Here is a 20,829-nt window from a genome sequence, read left to right on the forward strand (position 1 = left end):
TCAGAAACGAAATTTACCGAAATTGAATGTGTGGAATTACAGGTATACTCAATCTAGATGGCGATCCAGTATCCCCAGTGATACTCAAAAAAATGACAGATGCGATCGCTCACCGAGGACCCGATGGTGAAGGACAATATATAGATAATGGTCTTGGTTTAGGTCATCGTCGTCTAGCTATCATAGATTTATCTCCAGCCGGTCATCAACCAATGTCTACAGTGGATGGTCAGTTGATTATGACCTACAACGGAGAGATTTATAATTTTAACGAATTACGCATTGAATTAGAATCTCTGGGTTATCAATTTCGTTCCCGCACAGACAGCGAAGTGCTACTTTATGCTTATGCAGAGTGGAGAGAAAAATGCCTGGAACGATTCAATGGTATGTTTGCCTTTGCTATTTGGGACAAGCGGCGCAGAGAATTATTTTTAGCACGCGATCGCTACGGAATTAAACCTTTATATTACACAAACACAGGCACTAAATTTATCTTTGGTTCGGAAGTCAAAGCCATCATGGCACATCCCGATTATCCTCGCTCCATAGATTTTGAGGGATTACTGGAATATTTGACATTTCAAAATTTCTTAACTGATAAAACTTTATTTAAAGATATAAAACTATTACCAGCAGGAACATATATGTGTCTATCATTAGACACGCAAAAGTCGGTGCAACAACAATATTGGGATTATCATTTTGTTGAACCAGACAATCCTTTAGATGATAGAGAATATTTAGAAGAATTAGATAGATTATTTCGCCAAGCAGTCAGCCGCCAGCTAATGAGTGATGTCGAACTAGGCGCTTATTTAAGTGGTGGAATAGACAGTGGCTCAATTACTGCGATCGCGGCGCAACAACTTCCCTATATTAAATCCTTCACCTGTGGTTTTGACCTCAATTCTGCTTCTGGTGTCGAAGTCAGTTATGATGAGCGAGAAGCTGCTGAATATATGTCTTATTTATTCAAGACCGAACACTATGAAATGGTCTTAAAAGCTGGAGATATGGAACGAGTAATGCCGCGTTTAGCATGGCATTTAGAAGAACCGCGTGTAGGGCAGAGTTATCCAAATTTTTATGTAGCCCAATTAGCCAGCAAATTTGTGAAAGTTGTGCTTGCTGGTACTGGAGGAGATGAACTATTTGCAGGTTATCCTTGGCGCTATTACCGTGCAGTCGTCAATAATGATTTTGAGCATTACGTTGATAAATACTATAGTTTTTGGCAACGGTTACTATCTCCAGAAGAAATTAAAAATGTTTTTCAACCGATTTGGTCAAAAGTAGAACATATTTCTACTAAAGATATTTTTAGCAGTGTCTTTAAACAGCATTCGGTTGAACTAACCCGTCCAGAAGACTATGTTAATCACTCTCTTTACTTTGAAGCTAAAACTTTCTTGCATGGGCTTTTAGTTGTGGAAGATAAATTGAGTATGGCGCATTCCTTAGAAACGAGAGTGCCATTTCTGGATAACGATTTAGTTGATTTTGCCATGAAAATACCCACTCGGTTAAAATTGGGCAATCTCACAGAAGTAATCAGATTAAACGAAAATGAACCAGGAAATAAAACTGACAAGTATTTTCAGAAGAACAAAGATGGTAAATTATTGCTCCGCGAAGTTATGAGCAACTATATTCCCAAAGTTTTAACGGAACGAGTTAAACAGGGATTCTCTGCACCAGATGCTAGTTGGTTTAAGGGAGAAAGTATTGATTATGTGCGGCGCACAATTGAAAATAATCATGCTAAAATTTACAATTTCTTAGACCAATCAGCCGTTAGCCAATTAGTCGATGAGCATTTACAAGGAAAGGCTAATCGCCGCTTATTAATCTGGTCACTATTAAATTTAGAAAAATGGTGTAGTCTTTTTTTATAACTTCCTTAGCTCATACTTATTACTTTTTTCTCCAGAATGTTTACTTTAAAAGATAATTTGCAGCCATTTCGAGAAATAGCCTATCTCTTTCAAAGACACAGACAGTTAATTTTGGAAATGGCTAAACGTGAAATTACTGACAGATATAAAGGTCAAGTTTTAGGTAATGTTTGGGCAATATTGCACCCTTTAACTTTAATGGGTGTTTATATTTTTATATTTGTTTTTGTGTTTAAAATTAAAATCGGTGCGAATAGAAATTTGCCTTTTGACTATACAACCTATATACTATCTGGATTAATTCCCTGGTTGAGTTTACAAGAAATTTTAGGTAAAGCGAGTACCGTAATTATTAGCCATGCCAATTTAGTTAAACAATTAGTATTTCCAATTGCTATCTTACCAATTAAAAGTGTTATCTCTTCATTAATCAATCAACTTATATTCTTATTAATTCTAATTATCTATGTTAGTATTGCATTTCAAAAGATTAATCTTACCTTTCTACTATTGCCAATTCTTCTATTTGTTCAATCTTTAATGATGATTGGTATAGCTTATATACTATCTGCTATAGGCGTTTATTTCAAAGATATTAAAGATTTTGTCCAGATTTTTACATTAATAGGAGTATACTTACTTCCGATTTTTTATTTACCAGAGCAAATACCACAAATATTTCAACCTTTACTATATATTAATCCATTTAGCTATATTATTTGGTGCTATCAAGATGCACTTTATTTCGGCAAATTTCAGCATCCTTTCGCATGGATTGTTGCCATAATTATGAGCCATCTTATTTTTTCTCTCGGTTATAAAGTATTTTGTAAGTTACAGGTAATGTTTGGAAACTTACTATGATGGAAGATATAATTTCAGTTAAAAATTTATCAATGGCATATCCAGTGTATTCATCTCCTAAGAGTATGTTTCTAGAGATGGTAACTGGGAAGATACGTCACGACCTTTTTTGGGCGCTTCAAGATGTTAGCTTTACAATTAAAGCTAAACAAAAAGTTGGAATTATTGGGCCAAATGGCTCTGGTAAAAGTACTTTATTAAAAATAATCACAGGTAATCTAAAGCCTACATCTGGACAACTAGAAGTTAATGGCAATATTTCTGCCATGTTAAGTTTAACTTCATTTTTAAACCCAGAAGAAACAGGGTTAGAAAATATTCGCTTTAATTTAATCATGAATGGTTGCCCAAAAGAAGAAATTGAAGTAATTACAGAAGAAATTATTGAATTTACAGAATTAGGGCATTTCATTTATGCACCAGTGAAAACTTATAGTTCAGGAATGAATGCTAAACTGGCATTTGCCATTACTACAGCTATCAAACCAGAAATATTAGTTGTTGATGAAATTCTAAGTGTTGGTGATGCTTATTTTATGGGTAAAGCCACCAAGAGAATGATAGATTTATGTGATCAAGGAAAAGGATTAATATTTGTCAGTCACGCTACAAGTGCAGTGCAAATGTTATGTGATACAGTCATTTGGCTAGATAACGGCTCACTGCGAGAAATGGGTGAAGCAGAATATGTACTGAATAAGTATGAAGAGGATTATCGCAAGCGAGAAGATGAAGCCACAAGAATTGGCAATATGGCTAAAAAGCATCAGAGTAAATACCTGGTGAGTACACTAGAGAATCCTGAAGCTAATATTTTGATACTGAGATTAGTTTCTAATCAAGAAAATTGTATTTTTGCAGATACACATTATATTCGGCATATTAAATTATCGAGTGGAAGTTTAGAAGATTTAATCGTTCCACTAACACTGCAAAATGTAGAAGATCCAAATGTTCCTATTTGGCTAGATTTATTAGAATCTGAATGGGGAAGGCTGTATTCTAAAGATGGTTATGATTGTAGAATTTTGAGTGCTAAATCTGGTAAAAAAACTGGTGGGTATATATTTATTAAAGTACCGCCAGCGAATTTAAAACAAAATAGCTATACTTTAAATTTATTACTAGAAAGTCAATCAATTCTCAATAAAGAAAAAATTGATATTGAATTTATTAATTATAAAATAGGAACTTGGCAAAAGGCCGATAAAATTGAATATCAGAATTTAAAAGATGGATGGGAGTCAACTATGGCTAAATTAGAAATCCCATGTGTCTCAGATGAAGAGTATCAATTGACATTGAATAAAATACAAGCAGAAAGTAAACCTGATATTGAAATCGAAGAAATTAAACTCACTGTTAATGGAGAAGACAAATATACCATCGACGCACACCAAAGTTTTGCAATTACAGTTACCATCTTTGCTAATCGTCTAGTGTCTGTTGCTGATGTAGGAATTAAAATTACTCGTTCTGATGGTGTACATACTTTTTGGCAATCTAGTGGGTTAAAAAATCATAACTTGCATAATATTAGTGGTAAATTCAAGGTTTGCTTTAAATTTAACGAAAACTATTTAGCCGCAGGAGAATACAGTGTTTCTGCATACTGTGCTAATGGTTGGAATTATGAAAATAATTTTCCTTATAGTGAAGTTTTAGCTCGTAATGTCTCTGGTTTAAAATTTAAAGTCAATAATGAATTTCCCGGAGTTTGTTTTGGTTTAATTAATATACAAGTACCTGTAGAATATATCAAAGAAGATATTTAAATCTAGTTTTTATAAAAAATTATATTTGTTTGAGCAATAGTGAAACACAACAAACTATACATAAATATCTTAGATTACTTTACGCCTCTAATTACTTAATTCAATGTCAATGTTAAATAAATAAAGTAAATGCAAGAATCAAGGATTAAGGATTTTATTTATAAAATAATTTTTAAATTACCTGTGATTTCGCAAATTAAAAATAAACAAATAGAATTAACACAATATCAGGCGAAACTACAAAGCCAGCAAATAGAATTACAACGTCAGCAAGTAGAGTTAGAAACTAATAATAGTAAGCTGATTGCACTTAACGAAGCTTTCCAAAAAAACAGATATAACAGCATTGATTCTTATCCTTGGAATCATCCTTATTTGACAGCAAATAATATTAGCCGATTTCGTATTTATTCTGAATCTGTTTGGCAATTTGCATTAGATTATTTGGAGAAACATCCAGAGCCAATAAAATGTGCATTTTTAGATAACATGGCTCAAAATATGCACAAATGGGCTATGTTAGTACAAAAATATAACTATGAAGTAGCTTTATTTCCCAATATTGCAGATGTGAGTGCGATCGGCGCACCAGAATGGGAGAATTTTGATGGAGAATTCCCAGATTTACTGGATGGGACAAATTTCTTAAATGCTTATCCTGATATTCCTCTAGAAATACCTTGTTACCGGATACCGTTAGAAGGTTCTCAGTTTTATTCAGCTTATCTCAAGTTTTGTGAAGGCGATCGCTCACCTTTATTACATTTATTAAAAGACTCACTTTGTTTGCGTTATGAGCCATTTATGGCTTATCAAGGTGTTTATCCATATTATCAGTTAGCCAATGCTCTTTCCCAATTTGATGTTATCTACGGTACTAATATTCCTATAGCCGCTTATCTCAGCGGTAAACCTTACTGTGTTTCTTCTACTGGTGGAGACTTGCAATTTTCCACTGGTATGGGGAATGATTTTGGTCAAGTTATGAATTTAGCTTTTAATGCTGCTAGATTTTTGATGATTTCTAATCCGCATACTTTAGGGCATTGTCGGCGACTTGGGTTAACTAACGGTGTATATTTACCTTATCCAATGGATGATTCTCGCTATTTTCCCGGAGAAGGAAAAGCTAGAAAAGAGTGGGAAGCAAAATATGGTAAAGGTGTATATGTGCTAACTACATCTAGATTAGATAAAGAAGTTAAAGGACAAGATGAAACTTTTTTCCAAGCATTAATTAATGTCGCTCAACAAAAACCAGAAATTCGCTTTATCTTTCTGGCTTGGGGTAATTCTGCGACAGAATTTAGGCAAAAATTGCCATCATCTGGGATTGAAAATCAATTTATCATTCTCAGTCCAGTCGGTAAAAAACGTTTAATTGATTACTACCGTTCTTGTGATATCGTATTAGACCAATTTGTTTATGGTTACTATGGTGCAACCGCCTTAGAAGCAGCAGCAATTGGTAAACCAGTAATTATGAAACTCCGCACAGAGCAATATGAACCCTTGTATTTGGGTGATGTTGCACCTATGGTTAATGTCGCTACACCTGCTGAAATTGCTCAAGCATTGCTTGTTTTAGTAGATAATCCTGAGTTGCGAGAACACAAAGGTAAAGAGTTGCGACAATGGTTAGTGCGGAATCATGGTGAAGAGAAAACAATCCCCTTGATGCAGGCGTTATTGAGGTTAACAGCAGATCAAGTTGCACTCCCACAAGATTTAATTAACCCATTGTGGGATGATATAAGCGTAGACGAAAATGCTTATCATGGTGCTTGCCAGCAACCAATTAGTAATTAAATGATTTGATGAATGATTACCCACTCTAAGCCTTGGATAACAGAAGCTGATCAACAAGCTGTTGTAACTGTACTATCAAGTGGGATGATTGCTCAAGGCCAGTTAGTTCATCAGTTAGAAACAAAAGTAGCACATTACTTGGATGTAGCAGGTGGGGTTGCAGTTGCTAGTGGTTCTTCTGCTTTAGTATTAGCTTTAACAGCATTAGGCGTGAATAATGATGATGAAGTAATTTTACCTACTTACGTTTGCAAAAGTGTAATGGAGTCGGTAATTGGTGTCGGTGCTAAACCTGTTCTGTGTGATATTGGCCATGATGGAAATATGACACAGGAGACGATTGCGGCTCAAGTAACATCTAAAACAGCAGTAATTATTGTTGTGCATATTTTTGGTGTTGCTGCTAATACTCATGCTTTGAAATGTTTTGGTATACCCATTATTGAAGATTGCTGTCAGGCCTTTGGTACGAGTATTAATGGTGCTAAAGTCGGAAGTATTGGCACAATTGGTATATTTTCTTTTCATGCTACCAAGTGCTTGACTACAGGAGAAGGAGGAATGGCGGTATCAAATAGTAGTAACCTGTTAGAAAAGATGCGATCGCTGCGTGATGGAGATAGCTTTTCTGTAAAAGAAAGAATAACTGCACCTCTCACGGATTTACAAGCCGCTTTAGGTTTGAGCCAACTTTCCCGATATTCAAATTTCTTACAACGACGACAAGAAATTGCTAACTACTATTTGCATCATCTCCATAATTGTTCACTGGAACTTCCAGCAGCTATCAACCAGATAAGCATTTTTTTTAGATTTCCTGTCAGAGTTAACGGTAATTTTGAGACTTACCAACAGCAATTTCATCACCATAACATTCAAGTGAGACGTGGTGTAGATAATTTACTACACCGCTTGCTGGGTTTAGAACCACATCAATTTCCAACGGCCGAAAGATTATTTGCCGAAACAGTTTCGTTGCCTATATATCCTGCCTTATCTAACGCAGAACTTCAACAAGTAGTATTAGCTTGTCATACAATCTGGTCAAATCAACGTGAGTATTGAAATTGCGCTATTAACACAAGATAGAGAAGGTTATTACGAAGAGTTATTGCACTCTTGTCCGTCTTCCCTTCTTTATAGCTCGATAAAATATCGAAATTTTTTGCAGCAAATTTTAGTTAATAGTCAGGATTATTATCTTTTAGCTTACGATTCTGGATGTTTAGTTGGTGCATTACCATCATTCATCAAACGCAACTCTACCTATGGAAATATACTCAACTCTCTACCTTTTTATGGAAGTAATGGAGGAGTGATTATTTCACCCCAAGCAGCACATCCAGAAAAAGTCAAACAAGCACTTATTGATGCTTTTCAAACTTTAGCTATTCAAGAATCTGTCGTAGTTTCGACATTAATTTCTAATCCTTTGGCATCTGATGTGGATTTTTATGAGTCTTATTCTTTATACACATTACGCGATGAACGCATTGGACAATTAGTTAATTTACCTAAGGATATTAGCAACCATGAAAAAATTGCTGACTCTCTCATGAACTTGTTTCACCAAAAAACACGTAACTGTGTTAGAAAAGCGCAAAAAAGTGAAATTACTATATATCATTCTGATTCATTGGCAGCTTTACAAGCTTTAGTTGATTTGCATCAGGAGAATATTTCCGCAATTGGGGGAATGCCTAAGCCTTTTTCTATTTTTACAGCGATTCGAGATACATTTGTTTATGACCAAGATTACCGCATATATTTAGCAGAAAAAGATGGTCAAATTATTGCAGGCTTATTAGTATTTTTCTACAATCACACGGCTGAATATTATACACCTGCTACCTTAACCAGCTATCGCATTTATCAGCCTATGAGTTTGATAATTTATGAAGCTATGTTAGAAGCTATAAAACGTGGTTATCTTTACTGGAATTGGGGTGGGACATGGTTAACACAAACGGGAGTGTATAATTTTAAATCGCGTTGGGGTACACAAGATAAAAAATACTTTTATTACATCAAAGAGTATGATAATTCCGATTATTTACGTCAATTGACAAGTAAACAAATCTTGGCAGAATATCCCCATTTCTATGTTTTACCATTTCACTTATTAAAAAAATAAAATATAAATTATGAATATGAATAATAATTATAAAGAAAAATCTTCTTTTGATGTAAAAGAAAGATTAACTACTTTTCAAAGAAATCAATTTGAAGAAGAAATTCTGCAAAATTTGAATCAACTACTTATACCTCTGCAAAATAAGTTTGAAAATCAGCCAGTAGTGCAAGTAAATGAGCCAATTATTTTAATTTTAGGAACGCAAAGGTCGGGTTCTACTTTACTCAGTCAGATATTAGCATCGCGGTTAAATATTGGGTATCCATCAAATTTAATGGCGCGGTTTTATGAAACCCCTGCTGTGGGTGCATTTATGCAAAGAATTTTAATTGGCGATCGCTTCCATGAATGCAGACAATACAAAAGTCAGCATGGAGTCACTAATCGGATAGAAGAACCTCATGAATTTGGTTATTTTTGGTCTCGCCATCTGGGAGTTTGTGATGATGTGCATGAGCCAGATGAGCAGGATTTAGAAAAAGTCAATCTGGAAAAATTGACTGAGGAATTAAATGCAATTGTCAATGTATTTGCACAGCCTGTGATATTTAAGTGCCTATTATGTGATTTTTTTATTCCCGTATTAAATCAAATTCCCAACGTCTTTTTTATCGATTTGCAACGAAATTTAGTTGATGTTGCGGAGTCAGTTTGGCGCGTACGTCAAGAAAGATTAGGTTCGGTGGATAAATGGTGGTCTTTTAGAACCAGAAACTATCCAACTCTGAAAGAATTACCACCTGAACAACAAATAGCAGGACAGTTGTTAGCAACTCGTCACTCGATAACCAGAGATTTAGCGCAAGTGAGCAATGAACGAAAGATGGTGATTAGCTATGAAGAGTTAGTCCAAGCACCAGAAGTTATTATTGATAGTTTCGTCAAAAAAATGGCGCACATCGGCTATAACATCCCTAAAGTTGGTCAACCGGTAGCTAATTTATCGGCTCCACAAAGGGTTGGTGAGGAAAATCTCGTTAGATTAAAACTTAGACAAGCTTTAGAAGATGCAGCCAGACAATAATTTTATTGGTAATTCAGATTGACAAACCAGCACTTGTCACTATAACTTTATCTCTGACTGCATTGACTGGAGGTTGTATAAAACTGAAACAGCGTGGTGTGACAGTTTGGTTTACAGGTCTGAGTGGAGCCGGAAAAACAACAATTAGTTCACAAGTTGAACTAGAGTTGCGATCGCAAGGCTATAAAGTCGAATTACTAGATGGAGATTTAGTCCGACAACACCTCAGCAAAGGTCTAGGGTTTAGCAAAGCCGACCGCGATGAAAATATTCGCCGCATTGGTTTTATTGCTAACCTATTAACTCGCAATGAAGTCATTGTCTTGGTTTCAGTAATTTCGCCATATCGTCAAGTCAGAGAAGAAGTGAGACAGAATATCGGGTCTTTTATTGAGGTGTTTGTCAATGCACCTCTAGAAGTTTGCGAAATGCGCGATGTTAAGGGTTTGTACAAAAAAGCACGTTCTGGAGAACTCAAAAACTTCACTGGTATTGATGACCCTTATGAACAACCACTCAATCCAGAAGTGGAATGTCTCACAGATCAAGAGAATTTAACAGATAGTGTGACTAAAGTATTGGAACATTTAGTAGTACAAAACTATTGCGATCGCCTAATTTTAGAAAAATTTATTGGTAAATAAATGCAGATCACTTCCCCAGCCTTTGACGAGCAAGAAATCCTGATGGTCAAGCAATGCTTAGACTCCGGGTGGGTGACTCAAGGGCCAATGACTCGCCAATTTGAAGAGTTATTTCAACAGCGCCACCAAGTAAAATATGCTCTAGCAACCACCTCTTGTACAGCTGCTTTACATTTGGCGGTTATGGCTTTGCAATTACAGCCAGGAGATGAAGTGATTGTACCAGCATTTACCTGGGTGACATCTGCTCATTGTGCTGAATACGTAGGTGCTAAGGTAGTCTTTGCTGATGTAGAAATCGATACATTTAATATTGACCCTGTAGCTTTGGAAGCAGCCATCACTCCAAAAACTAAAGCTGTAGTCGTAGTGCATCTATTTGGACTAGCTGCACGAATGCAAGAAATTTTAGTGATCGCCCAGAAGTATAATATTGCCATCATTGAAGATGCCGCCTGTGCAGTTGGTACTACATATAATGGTCAGCCAGTCGGTGGACTTGGTGACATCGGTTGTTTTTCATTTCATCCACGCAAAGTCATTACTACAGGCGAAGGCGGAATGGTCACAACTAATCATGGGGAGTTAGCCGAAAGACTAAAAGTTTTAAGAAATCATGGTGCTTCGCCCAACCGTGATATTGAGGCGACAAAACCATACTATATGGGGCGATTTGATCACTTGGGGTTTAATCTTCGTTTTAGTGACATCCAAGCTGCGATCGGTCTAGCACAAATGGCAAAACTCAATCAACTTTTATCAGATCGCATCAGCTGCGCTAAACAATACAATGTGCTGTTAGAAAGCATAGCCGACATTGCCACACCTAGCATATCTCCTATGTGTGGACACAGTTACCAATCTTATGTCATACGTATCCTAGAAGGTGGTAACAATCGTCGCAACGCCATAATGGAAGCACTAGCAGAAGATGGTATCCAAACTAGACCCGGAACCCACGCTGTCCACCGCCTTGGTTATTACCAAAACAAATACAACCTCAAAGCAGAACAATATCCTCATGCGGCAAATGCAGAGGACTTGACAATTACATTACCTATCTTCCCAGGAATGACTGATAGCGATCAACAGCTAGTAGTAAATTCCTTGAAAGCTGGTCTTAGAAAACACTCTGCAATGTGATTATAATTTTTGCATAAAAAAATAATTCAACTAATAGAGGCTAATTTATCAACAGATTGATTTATATCTTAAATGGTGTATTTTTTTTAATTTACCTTCAATTAAATAAGTATTATGAATGACATAGAGTTAAATCATTCTTTCCAATGGGTTAAAGACTTTCAACAAAAGTATGGGCGCAAGCCAAGTATTCTACACATAGGTAACATTGCAAATAATGCTTATAATAATGCCAAACTTCTAAATAAAATAGGATTTGATTGTGATGTTATATGTTATGACTACTACCATATTATGGGGTGTCCTGAATGGGAAGATGCAGATTTTGAAGGAGAGATTAAAGACCAATTTTTTCCTGATTGGAATTCAGTAGAGTTAAAACAATTTCAACGCCCTAAATGGTTTGCCCAAGGCTATATATTATATTGCTTGTTTTACTTAACAGCAAAACGTCAAAACAAAGTATATTTAGCATGGTTTTGGTGGCAAGTATTAGAAATTCACAGATTTTATCGCTGCTCAATGAATGGAAATGTATATAAAATCATTTCCCGAATAACAAAGAGCTTAAAATTATTTATCAAGCAAATTATTTTTATCAAACATTATATTTTCGGATTTGTTTACCAAAAGTTTCGCATCATCTTGTTAAAAAAAATTTTAAAAAGAGTATTGAATATTTCCCATAAGACAAATAAAATAAGTCAGCGAAATACTAACTTCAAGAATAACTATAAAAATGTTAACTATGATGAACGAACTCAGCAGATAATTGAAACATTTAAATATAAGTTTCCTAACCGTAAAGACCAGTTAGTTTGTGAAGATTTAGAAGGTTATCGTTATATTATTCTATTGTGGAAAAAACTTTTTGACTCCTATGATATTATCCAAGGCTATTCTACAGATCCTATCTTACCCTTAATAACACAACATCCCTATTTTGCCTTTGAACACGGAACCCTACGAGACATTCCCTTTGAACCTACAGCACAAGGAAGACTAACATCTATTGCATATAGTCAAGCTGAACATGTTTTTGTCACAAACTCCGACTGCATCAATAATGCAATTTTGTTAGCTGGTGAAAATGTTTCTGGGATGAATCATCCCTATGATGAAAATCATGGATTGCAAATTGAAGGTTGGCAAGAACTAAGACAAAAGCTTTGTCAACAATTAGATGCAGACTTTTTGTTTTTCTTTCCTACACGTCATGACTGGGTAGTTGGCACAGGATATGCAGATAAAGGTAATGAAATATTCTTAAATGCCTTTTGTAATCTTCGTCAAGCTGGCTATAAAGTTGGCATGGTATGTTGTATGTGGGGAGCCAATGTCCAAGATAGTATTAAATTACTAACTGAAAAAGATTGTGCTGATTTCGTCCTCTGGAGCCAGCCAATGGGAACGATAAAATTTGAAAGAACAGCTAAAGCCTGTCATGTGGTAGTTGATCAATTCAAGCTTGGTTCTTTTGGTGGCATTGTTTTTAAAGCAATGGCAGTTGCTGCTCCTATTTGTACTTATATTAACGAAGATGATATTCTCAAACAATACAGTGAATTACCACCTGTAATTAACTGCAAAAGTGAAGATGAGATTTTTTCTAAGATGGAAGACATTATTGAAAATCCAGATAAACTATTGTATTTAGCATCATTATCAAAACTCTGGATTGATAAATATCATAGTTCATGGGACACAATAAAAACGCAAATGCTCGCCTATGAGAAGTTTCTTGATAAACAGGGTCTTTTACCAAAATCATAAAAAATATTTTATATGAAAAAAGAATTTGTTTTTTACCTAGATAAAATACATCAAAGCGCTGAATTTGTTCCCTTAAAATTAGATCAAGAAGAGGTTATTGAGGGAATAATCAAAAGCAATTCTCAGTCTTGGTATCCAGTATTTAGAGGTGTTCCTTGTTTTTTACAAGGAACATTAAAACCTGATTTAAAATGGTTTGAGGAAAAGTACGGATTGAGTGCGATCGCTGATGAATCTGAACAAGAATCGGCTAAAGAGCAACTTTTGACTAACGAAACATTCTCTGATAAATGGAGTCGCTTTCGCAATTACGGGTTAGAATCTAGCCATCAAGAATTTTTATACGAATGGTATTGCAAAAAACTGGGTATTGCTAATTTAGAAAACCTCCAAGCTTTTTATCAAAAATTTGATCGAATTTTGGAAGTTGGCCCTGGTTCTGGCTTTAACACGAAATTTATTGCCGAAAATACCAAAGGACAAGTTTTTGCAGTCGATATTTCAGAAGCAGCCTTCACGACATTTGAAAATACAAAACATCTGCCAAACTGTCATGTCGTTCAGGCTGACTTAATGGATATGCCATTTAGCGATGACTCTTTTGATTTTATTATTGCAGATGGTGTACTTCACCATACTCCTAATACAAAAAATGCTTTATTGGCAATTTATAGCAAACTTAAACCTGGTGGGCAATTGTTTTTTTATGTTTATAAAAAAATGGGTGCAGCTAGGCAATTTTGTGATCAATATATTAGAGAATCATTTACAAACCTTGATCCAGAATCTTGCTACAAAGCTTGTGAGGGTTTAACTGAGTTAGGGCGAGAATTAAATCATCTCAACGCTAAAATTATATTAAATCAACCTATCCCCATTCTTGGTATACCTGCTGGAACCCATGATGTCCAAAGACTAATTTATTACAACTTCGTAAAATGCTTTTGGAATGACGCATTTGACTTCGAGACTAATAATATGGTCAACTTCGACTGGTATCATCCCCACAATGCTTGGCAACATACAGAAGAAGAAGTTCAAGAATGGTTGCAAGAATTAGGAGTTCAAGATTATCAATTTAATCCGGCAAATCCCAATGGTATCTCTGTTCTCTTAACTAAGCCCGTCGTGTGAAAAAAATATTTAGGCTTATTTATGATTTTTTATCTATTGGGGTGATATTTCTAGTCATACTTTTATCACCCTTACGATTTATTTATAAAAAGTTAACTTCATCTCAGATAAACAGCTTGTGGTTGGGAACGCCCATTATTACTTTAGCTTTAAAAGCTAAAGCAGAACGTCTGTTAGGGATAAAAGCTAGGTCGTTAGTTTACGAAACCTATTTTATCACCCAAAGCTTTGACTACAATTTAAGCCAATGGACTCGAATTCCATTAATAGGTAAGTTCACTTCATTATTTATTTTTGTATGGGCTTGTCTTTGGGCTGATCGGCTTCATTTATACTGCGATCGCGGGTTACTTTTATCTTGGAAACCTCTACAGATAAATTTTAGAGAATTATTCGTTTATAAATTACTAGGCATACATATTTTTTTCTGGACATACGGTGCTGATGTTCGCAGTCAACAAGCTACACAAATACTGGGAAAACCGAATTGTTGTATAGAATGTGATGCTGTTGGTAAAGCTTGTATTTGTGATGAAAATAGACGAATAAATTATGTAAATAAGATTAAACAATACGCTACTGCTATTTTTTCTATGGGAGATATGATCGAGTACACTCCCGGTAGCTTAAACAATTTGTTTTTTTGGCCAGTTGATTTATATGGTGTCAATAGTGAAAAGTATCAACCTGCATATCCTGAAATAGATAAAACGAAACCATTACGAATTGTTCATGCTCCCAATCATCGCAAATTTAAAGGCACTCACTTCTTAAGTAAAGCAGTAGAAAATCTTCAAAATGAAGGTATTTCCATAGAATTAATTCTTGTTGAAAAAATGCCTAATGAACAAGCATTAGAAATATACCGTACTGCTGATATAATTTTTGATCAATGCTTAATAGGTTTTCATGGCTATTTTGCACTTGAAGGGATGGCAATGGGTAAGCCTGTAATGTGTTTTATCAGAAAACCACAAGAGTACCTATTAAACCCAGAAGAATGCCCAATTATTAATACGCATATTCAGACTTTAGAAAAAGATTTACGTGACTTAGTTAATTGTAGGGAAAAATTACCAGAAATTGGCATCAAAAGTAGACAATATATAGAAAAATACTTTACTCTCGAAGCCTTTGCCCAGAGGTTACAAAAAGCTTATCAAGATTTAGGAATAGCCAAATGAAAGTATTAATTGTTGGGTCTAAAGGTTTTATTGGTAGATATTTATTTAATCACTTAAAATTACTGGGAGTAGATGTATATGGAATTAGTTCTTCTGATAAACAGGGAATTGATCTAGAAACTGGTATTTTATCTGCACAATTTTCTATCAGCCCTGGGACTGACGCTGTTATCTATTTGGCGCAATCACCATACTACCGTCAGGTACCAGAAAAAGCCGCACATTTATTGAATGTGAATGTGGTTAGTGCAGTAAAATTAGCGGAAATAGCACGTCAAGCTAAAGTACAACGCTTTATTTATACTTCTACTGGTAATGTTTATTCACCAAGCTTTCAACCTCTAGTCGAAACATCTCCTCTGAATAGAGACAACTGGTATTCTCTCAGCAAAATTTGTGCAGAAGAAGCATTAGCCCTGTTTCGTCATGATATGGATATTACGATAACTAGGTTATTTGGTGTGTATGGGCCTGGACAAATGGATAAGCTAATTCCTCGATTAATTAATAATATATTACAAGGAAATAAAATTTTTATTGAAAAAAACAAAAATGATTTTAGTGATTTAGATGGCTTAAAACTATCAGTTATTTATATATACGACCTTGTGGGTATTCTAACCGAATTTTTAAAAAAATCCCCTAATCATTATTTAATTAATATAGCAAGTCAAGAAATTATAAATTTAAGGCAAATTGCTAATCTAATTAGCAATTTCGCTCAAAGACAAGTCAATATTGAAGTAGCAGATAAAACTCGATATTTTGATTTGATTGCTGATATCACATTATTAAAACAAACGTTAAATCCTGTTTTTACTTCTTTTAATATTGGTATTGAGAAAACAATTATGCAATCCCTACATCAAGTTAATAATTTTGAGAGGTAAAATGTCATTTTGAAAGTTCTGCATTTACCTACATCAGTTGGTGGTAATTCTTGGGGTTTAGCTCAAGGTGAGAAAGCATTAGGATTAGATAGTACAGTTTTAATCTCGCAACAAAATTGGTTAGAATATCCTGCTGATATTAATCTGAATATTCAAAAAATAAAACCGAAAGCTGGGCGTTTTTTAAAGTTAGCCTTAGCTTTTATGAATATCAGAAATAAATATGATGTTTTTCACTTTAATTTTGGCTCATCACTAATTCATTTCCCTAATAGTCATCTCAATCAGTTTGAACTGCCATTCTACCCAGAGAATGCTAAACTATTTGTTACTTATAACGGTTGTGATATTAGACAAAAATATCCCACTATGCAGAGAACACAAATAGCTGCTTGTCATAATTCCAACTGTTATCAAGGGCAATGTAATTCTGGTCAGCTAGACAATTATAGGCGTGTAGGCTTACAAAAAATTGAGCCTTATGTTAAACATATTTGGGCATTAAATCCTGATTTACTTTATTTTCTCCCACCAAATAAATCATCATTTTTACCTTATTCACTGAGTTTTGCAGGAATAGATTTATTTCCCCCACAATTAAATCATAAAAAACTCAAAATCGTTCATGCACCAACGAATAGAGAAGCCAAAGGAAGTGCTTATATTTTGGCAGCTTTAGGAAAATTACAACAGACTCATGCAGAATATATAGAGGTGGATCTAGTAGAAAATATCCCTCATGCACAAGCTATACAGATTTATCAGCAAGCAGATTTAATCATCGACCAAATCCTCATCGGTTGGTATGGAGGATTCGCAGTGGAAGCAATGCAGATGGGAAAACCTGTAATCGCTAGAATTGCCAAGGAAGATTTACATTTTTTACCTCAACAAATGGCATCTGATGTTTTAGAAACTATTATTAATGCTGACCAAAATAATATTTATGAAGTTATCCGACAATGTATAGAAAATAGACAAAAGTTATACCACCATTCAGCAGCGGCTTTGGAATATGTCAATAGATGGCATGATCCAAAATATGTAGCTAGTTTAACTAAAGAAAAATATGAATCGAGTTGATTTTAAAATATGTGTGGGATTGCAGGCATACTATTAGGGAGTAAGTCACAGGTCGATGTCAGCATTTTAAAATCTATCAGTCATTCCTTGAGCGATCGCGGCCCTGATGAATTTGGCTTCTTGGGTTGGTCAGAAACTAGACCTGTTTCTATATCTCGCAATCCTCAAACTCTAGAAAATAGCCAACTTTACCTATTACATCGTCGTTTGTCGATTCTGGATTTGAGTGAGGCTGGTTGGCAACCAATGGGTACAACTAACGGCAGATATTATATTGTTTTTAATGGGGAAATTTACAACTACCTCGAATTACAAACTCAGTTACAAGCTTTAGGACATCAATTTCAATCCCATTCAGATACTGAAGTTTTGCTGGCTGCATATACTCAATGGAGTGTGAATGCCTTAAGTAAATTCGTAGGAATGTTTGCCTTTGCCATCCTTGATACTTGGGAACGTACTTTATTTTTAGCCCGCGACTTTTTTGGCATTAAACCCCTTTACTACACTTACTGGCAAGACGGACTAGCTTTTGCTTCCGAAATTAAAGCCCTGCTGCAACTTCCTGGGATTAACCGCAATGCTAATCCGCAGCGAGTATATGACTATCTACAATCTGGGCTGACAGACTATGGAAGCGAAACTCTGTTTGCTGATATCCAGCAGTTACCTCCCTCCCATTTTCTGAAAGTCTCTTTAGCAAATCCCCAAAAGCCACAAATTTCCCGTTACTGGCAAATAGAGTTAAATCAAACTTTAGATATTACATTCCCCGAAGCTACCGCACATCTACGCCACTTATTTTTAGAAAGTGTTGGGCTACATTTGCGTAGCGATGTACCAGTAGGCGCAGCCTTGTCTGGAGGTATCGATTCTTCTGCCATTGTTATGGCAATGCGACATTTACAAGGCAACGACTTACAACTACATACATTTAGTTATATTGCTTCAGAACCTTCTCTGAGCGAAGCAAAATGGGTAGAGACAGTAGCACAAGCAGCATCTGTCATAGAATATCAAGTCAAACCATCTCCTGAAGAACTAATAGCAGACCTCGATAAACTGATTGAACTACAAGATGAGCCTTTTGGTAGCACTAGCATCTATGCTCAATATCGAGTGTTTCAATTGGCAAAAGCAGCCAATATCAAGGTGATGTTAGACGGGCAAGGAGCCGATGAACTTTTGGGTGGCTACCGCGCCTATTTGGCGACACGGTTTGCTTCTTTATTACGTCAAGGAGAATGGGGAAAAGCCAGCGAATTTTTACAAAAAGCCTTAAAGCTACCGGGAACTAGTCAACAAACTATCTTACTGCGTGCTGTCGGACTTCTTTTACCACCTAGTTTGCAAGCACCAGTCAGACAGTTAGTCAAAAAAGATGTTGTCCCTAATTGGTTAAATCATCATTGGTTTACCAAACATGGTATTGAGCCTAAAGTTTATCACGGCAAAAAAGGGCAAGAAATATTACGGGCAGAACTTCATCAAGCCGTGGTAGAAAATAGCTTGCCAATGCTGTTGCGTTATGAAGACCGCAACTCTATGACACACTCTATTGAAAGCCGAGTTCCTTTTCTTACACCAGCCATAGTAAATTTTGTCTTTTCTTTACCAGAAGAATTTATTATTGCCAATGATGTCACTTCCAAAGCTATTTTTCGTGAAGCAATGCGGGGTATTGTTCCTGACATCATATTAAATCGTCAAGATAAAATCGGCTTTGCTACACCAGAACAAAGTTGGCTAAAAGTTTTAAGCCCGTGGGTAGAAAATGTGCTAAATAGTGAAATGGCAGCCCAAATTCCCGCTCTGAATGTACAACAGATGCAAACAGATTTTCAAGCAGTTCTCGCAGGGAAATCAGCATTTGATTTTCGCATTTGGCGTTGGGTGAATTTAATCCGCTGGGCGGAAAATCTAGCTGTGACTTTTGAGTAATAAATAACCGAATATACCAATAAAAATATTATAGAAATTATTAGTTTTTGGCGCTTATCCTCACTTTATTAAAGCAGCAGTTTCGAAAAAGCTGAAATCATAATAATGCCGAATCGTTTACTGATTAATCTATCATTTTTGCTAACTCGCCCCACAGGAACTACGACATACGCCCTCAATTTACTGCCTTACTTACAAAAACTGCACCCAATACTGTTAGTTGCAGAAAATATTCCTGGTTATGACTGCTACTCAGTTCCCCGTGGGCAAACCGCAGAACAAGGTGCAATAGGCCATTTCCACCGCCTATTATGGATACAAATTCAATTGCCAAAAATTTATCAGCAGTTGAAATCTCAAGTTTTATTTTGTCCTTTACCAGAAGCGCCTTTATCTGACGAATGCAGTTCTGTTGTGATGTTTCATGACTTGATACCGTTGCGTTTTCCTAAACGCTTTTCACCGATAACACTTTATCAACGTTACTACGTTCCCCAAGTGCTTCGGCAAGCACAACATATTATCTGTAATTCTCAGGCTACGGCTGATGATATTATTGGTTTTTACCAAATTCCAGCTAGTAAAATTACTCCTATTCCCCTAGCACACGATCACACTCATTTCTGCTATCTCAATTTACCAACGCGCAATTATTTTCTCTACATCGGTAGACAAGACCCTTATAAAAATTTACAACGTCTGATTAGTGCCTTTACTGCACTCCCCAACAATAGTGATTATGAACTATGGTTAGCCGGCCCCACCGATGCACGTTACACACCGCTTTTACAGGCACAGGTTGAAGAATTGGGGATAACTCATCAAGTAAAGTTTCTCAACTATATTGATTATCAAGAATTACCAATAATTATCAATGGTGCGATCGCACTTGTCTTTCCTAGTCTTTGGGAAGGTTTTGGTTTCCCGGTTCTAGAAGCAATGGCTTGTGGTACACCCGTCATCACCTCTAACCTTTCTTCTCTACCGGAAGTCGCTGGAGATGCAGCAATTCTGATTAACCCCTACAAAACCGCAGAAATTACTGAGGCGATGCACCTGATTGCTACAGATGCTCAATTGCGATCGCATCTTTTGACTCAAGGTATCGCCAGAGCAAATTTATTTAGTTGGGAAAATACTGGTAATGCCACTGTTGAAGTTTTATCACGCTATCTCTAAAAATTATGTCTTGGGGAATAGGTAATAGTACTATAATTATTCTTGGACTACTTCTACCAATTCCTCAATCATCACATCAAAAGTCCTGGCTAACTTCTGAATCGCGGTAAAATCTACAGTTGCTAATCCAGGCGATCGCGCGTAAGTTCTGAGAGTGCTGTAAACTACACCAGAACGGTCAGATACTTCTTTTAATGTCCAGCCTTTCTCCGCAGCAAACTCTCTAATCTTCAGCCGAATCATTCCCATAAGTTACTTGACAACTGACTGATATAAGTCTTTTAATAATTATACTATATAAAAAGATCGCCCTCCGGCCTACAAAACTGAAAGGCGATCGCATTGTTTACAAAA

General features: G+C 35.8%; 17 protein-coding genes. 16 read left to right on the forward strand and 1 reads right to left on the reverse strand.

The window, feature by feature from the left end; genetic code table 11:
• Window positions 1-26 precede the first annotated feature (26 nt).
• From asnB (IQ244_RS11485) to IQ244_RS11560, 16 genes are all read left to right on the forward strand, one after another.
• The gene (asnB, locus tag IQ244_RS11485) at window positions 27-1,898 is read left to right on the forward strand and encodes an asparagine synthase (glutamine-hydrolyzing) (protein ID WP_193893757.1); all 1,872 of its coding nucleotides are present in this window, start codon (window positions 27-29) and stop codon (window positions 1,896-1,898) included.
• 117 nt (window positions 1,899-2,015) lie between these two features.
• Complete coding sequence (locus tag IQ244_RS11490) at window positions 2,016-2,762, forward strand: ABC transporter permease (protein WP_228058860.1); 747 nt, start codon at window positions 2,016-2,018, stop codon at window positions 2,760-2,762.
• Window positions 2,759-4,537, forward strand: coding sequence for an ABC transporter ATP-binding protein (locus tag IQ244_RS11495; RefSeq protein ID WP_193893779.1), 1,779 nt, complete (start codon window positions 2,759-2,761; stop codon window positions 4,535-4,537). The genes IQ244_RS11490 and IQ244_RS11495 overlap by 4 nt, the downstream gene beginning before the upstream one ends.
• 129 nt (window positions 4,538-4,666) lie before the next feature.
• A complete protein-coding gene (locus tag IQ244_RS11500) occupies window positions 4,667-6,346 on the forward strand; it encodes a glycosyltransferase (protein ID WP_193893782.1) in 1,680 nt (559 codons plus the stop codon).
• Window positions 6,347-6,358: 12 nt separating this feature from the next.
• On the forward strand, window positions 6,359-7,411 hold the full coding sequence (locus tag IQ244_RS11505; RefSeq protein ID WP_193893785.1) for a DegT/DnrJ/EryC1/StrS family aminotransferase: 1,053 nt from the start codon (window positions 6,359-6,361) through the stop codon (window positions 7,409-7,411).
• Window positions 7,401-8,480, forward strand: coding sequence for a GNAT family N-acetyltransferase (locus tag IQ244_RS33225; protein ID WP_193893788.1), 1,080 nt, complete (start codon window positions 7,401-7,403; stop codon window positions 8,478-8,480). Before IQ244_RS11505 ends, IQ244_RS33225 begins: the two co-directional genes overlap by 11 nt.
• A 16-nt stretch (window positions 8,481-8,496) precedes the next feature.
• Window positions 8,497-9,504, forward strand: coding sequence for a sulfotransferase (locus tag IQ244_RS11515; RefSeq protein ID WP_193893791.1), 1,008 nt, complete (start codon window positions 8,497-8,499; stop codon window positions 9,502-9,504).
• Window positions 9,505-9,587: 83 nt separating this feature from the next.
• Window positions 9,588-10,148 (forward strand): adenylyl-sulfate kinase, encoded by a 561-nt coding sequence (cysC, locus tag IQ244_RS11520; protein ID WP_193894043.1) that lies wholly within the window; start codon window positions 9,588-9,590, stop codon window positions 10,146-10,148.
• Entirely contained in the window at window positions 10,149-11,291 is a 1,143-nt protein-coding gene (locus IQ244_RS11525) for a DegT/DnrJ/EryC1/StrS family aminotransferase (RefSeq protein WP_193893794.1), read from the forward strand. It begins immediately after the preceding gene.
• Between the two features lie 114 nt (window positions 11,292-11,405).
• The gene (locus tag IQ244_RS11530; RefSeq protein WP_193893797.1) at window positions 11,406-13,064 is read left to right on the forward strand and encodes a glycosyltransferase; all 1,659 of its coding nucleotides are present in this window, start codon (window positions 11,406-11,408) and stop codon (window positions 13,062-13,064) included.
• 12 nt (window positions 13,065-13,076) lie between these two features.
• Window positions 13,077-14,198 carry a class I SAM-dependent methyltransferase gene (locus IQ244_RS11535; protein WP_193893800.1) on the forward strand — a complete coding sequence of 374 codons (1,122 nt, stop codon included), beginning with the start codon at window positions 13,077-13,079 and terminating at the stop codon, window positions 14,196-14,198.
• 122 nt (window positions 14,199-14,320) lie between these two features.
• On the forward strand, window positions 14,321-15,382 hold the full coding sequence (locus IQ244_RS11540) for a glycosyltransferase (RefSeq protein WP_228058861.1): 1,062 nt from the start codon (window positions 14,321-14,323) through the stop codon (window positions 15,380-15,382).
• Window positions 15,379-16,272 (forward strand): NAD-dependent epimerase/dehydratase family protein, encoded by an 894-nt coding sequence (locus tag IQ244_RS11545; RefSeq protein ID WP_193893806.1) that lies wholly within the window; start codon window positions 15,379-15,381, stop codon window positions 16,270-16,272. The genes IQ244_RS11540 and IQ244_RS11545 overlap by 4 nt, the downstream gene beginning before the upstream one ends.
• Window positions 16,273-16,281: 9 nt before the next feature.
• A complete protein-coding gene (locus IQ244_RS11550) occupies window positions 16,282-17,355 on the forward strand; it encodes a glycosyltransferase (RefSeq protein ID WP_193893809.1) in 1,074 nt (357 codons plus the stop codon).
• 9 nt (window positions 17,356-17,364) lie between these two features.
• Window positions 17,365-19,296 carry an asparagine synthase (glutamine-hydrolyzing) gene (asnB, locus tag IQ244_RS11555; RefSeq protein ID WP_193893811.1) on the forward strand — a complete coding sequence of 644 codons (1,932 nt, stop codon included), beginning with the start codon at window positions 17,365-17,367 and terminating at the stop codon, window positions 19,294-19,296.
• A 105-nt stretch (window positions 19,297-19,401) separates the two neighbouring features.
• On the forward strand, window positions 19,402-20,475 hold the full coding sequence (locus IQ244_RS11560) for a glycosyltransferase family 4 protein (protein ID WP_193893814.1): 1,074 nt from the start codon (window positions 19,402-19,404) through the stop codon (window positions 20,473-20,475).
• A 36-nt stretch (window positions 20,476-20,511) separates the two neighbouring features.
• Here the strand turns inward: IQ244_RS11560 and IQ244_RS11565 are convergent, their stop codons facing one another.
• Window positions 20,512-20,724, reverse strand: coding sequence for a helix-turn-helix domain-containing protein (locus IQ244_RS11565; protein WP_062293164.1), 213 nt, complete (start codon window positions 20,722-20,724; stop codon window positions 20,512-20,514).
• Window positions 20,725-20,829 lie beyond the last annotated feature (105 nt).

The organism is Nostoc sp. LEGE 06077, from assembly GCF_015207705.1.
GTDB lineage: Bacteria > Cyanobacteriota > Cyanobacteriia > Cyanobacteriales > Nostocaceae > Nostoc_B.

Bases quoted from the DNA above. Each gene is read 5' to 3' on its own strand.
- IQ244_RS11495 (WP_193893779.1), top strand. From the start codon at position 2,759: ATGATGGAAGATATAATTTCAGTTAAAAATTTATCAATGGCATATCCA.
- IQ244_RS11505 (WP_193893785.1), top strand. From the start codon at position 6,359: ATGATTACCCACTCTAAGCCTTGGATAACAGAAGCTGATCAACAAGCT.
- IQ244_RS11515 (WP_193893791.1), top strand. From the start codon at position 8,497: ATGAATAATAATTATAAAGAAAAATCTTCTTTTGATGTAAAAGAAAGA.
- IQ244_RS11565 (WP_062293164.1), bottom strand. From the start codon at position 20,724: ATGGGAATGATTCGGCTGAAGATTAGAGAGTTTGCTGCGGAGAAAGGC.
- IQ244_RS11530 (WP_193893797.1), top strand. From the start codon at position 11,406: ATGAATGACATAGAGTTAAATCATTCTTTCCAATGGGTTAAAGACTTT.
- IQ244_RS11545 (WP_193893806.1), top strand. From the start codon at position 15,379: ATGAAAGTATTAATTGTTGGGTCTAAAGGTTTTATTGGTAGATATTTA.
- asnB (WP_193893757.1), top strand. From the start codon at position 27: ATGTGTGGAATTACAGGTATACTCAATCTAGATGGCGATCCAGTATCC.
- IQ244_RS11490 (WP_228058860.1), top strand. From the start codon at position 2,016: ATGGCTAAACGTGAAATTACTGACAGATATAAAGGTCAAGTTTTAGGT.
- IQ244_RS11560 (WP_193893814.1), top strand. From the start codon at position 19,402: ATGCCGAATCGTTTACTGATTAATCTATCATTTTTGCTAACTCGCCCC.
- IQ244_RS11535 (WP_193893800.1), top strand. From the start codon at position 13,077: ATGAAAAAAGAATTTGTTTTTTACCTAGATAAAATACATCAAAGCGCT.
- IQ244_RS11525 (WP_193893794.1), top strand. From the start codon at position 10,149: ATGCAGATCACTTCCCCAGCCTTTGACGAGCAAGAAATCCTGATGGTC.
- asnB (WP_193893811.1), top strand. From the start codon at position 17,365: ATGTGTGGGATTGCAGGCATACTATTAGGGAGTAAGTCACAGGTCGAT.
- IQ244_RS11500 (WP_193893782.1), top strand. From the start codon at position 4,667: ATGCAAGAATCAAGGATTAAGGATTTTATTTATAAAATAATTTTTAAA.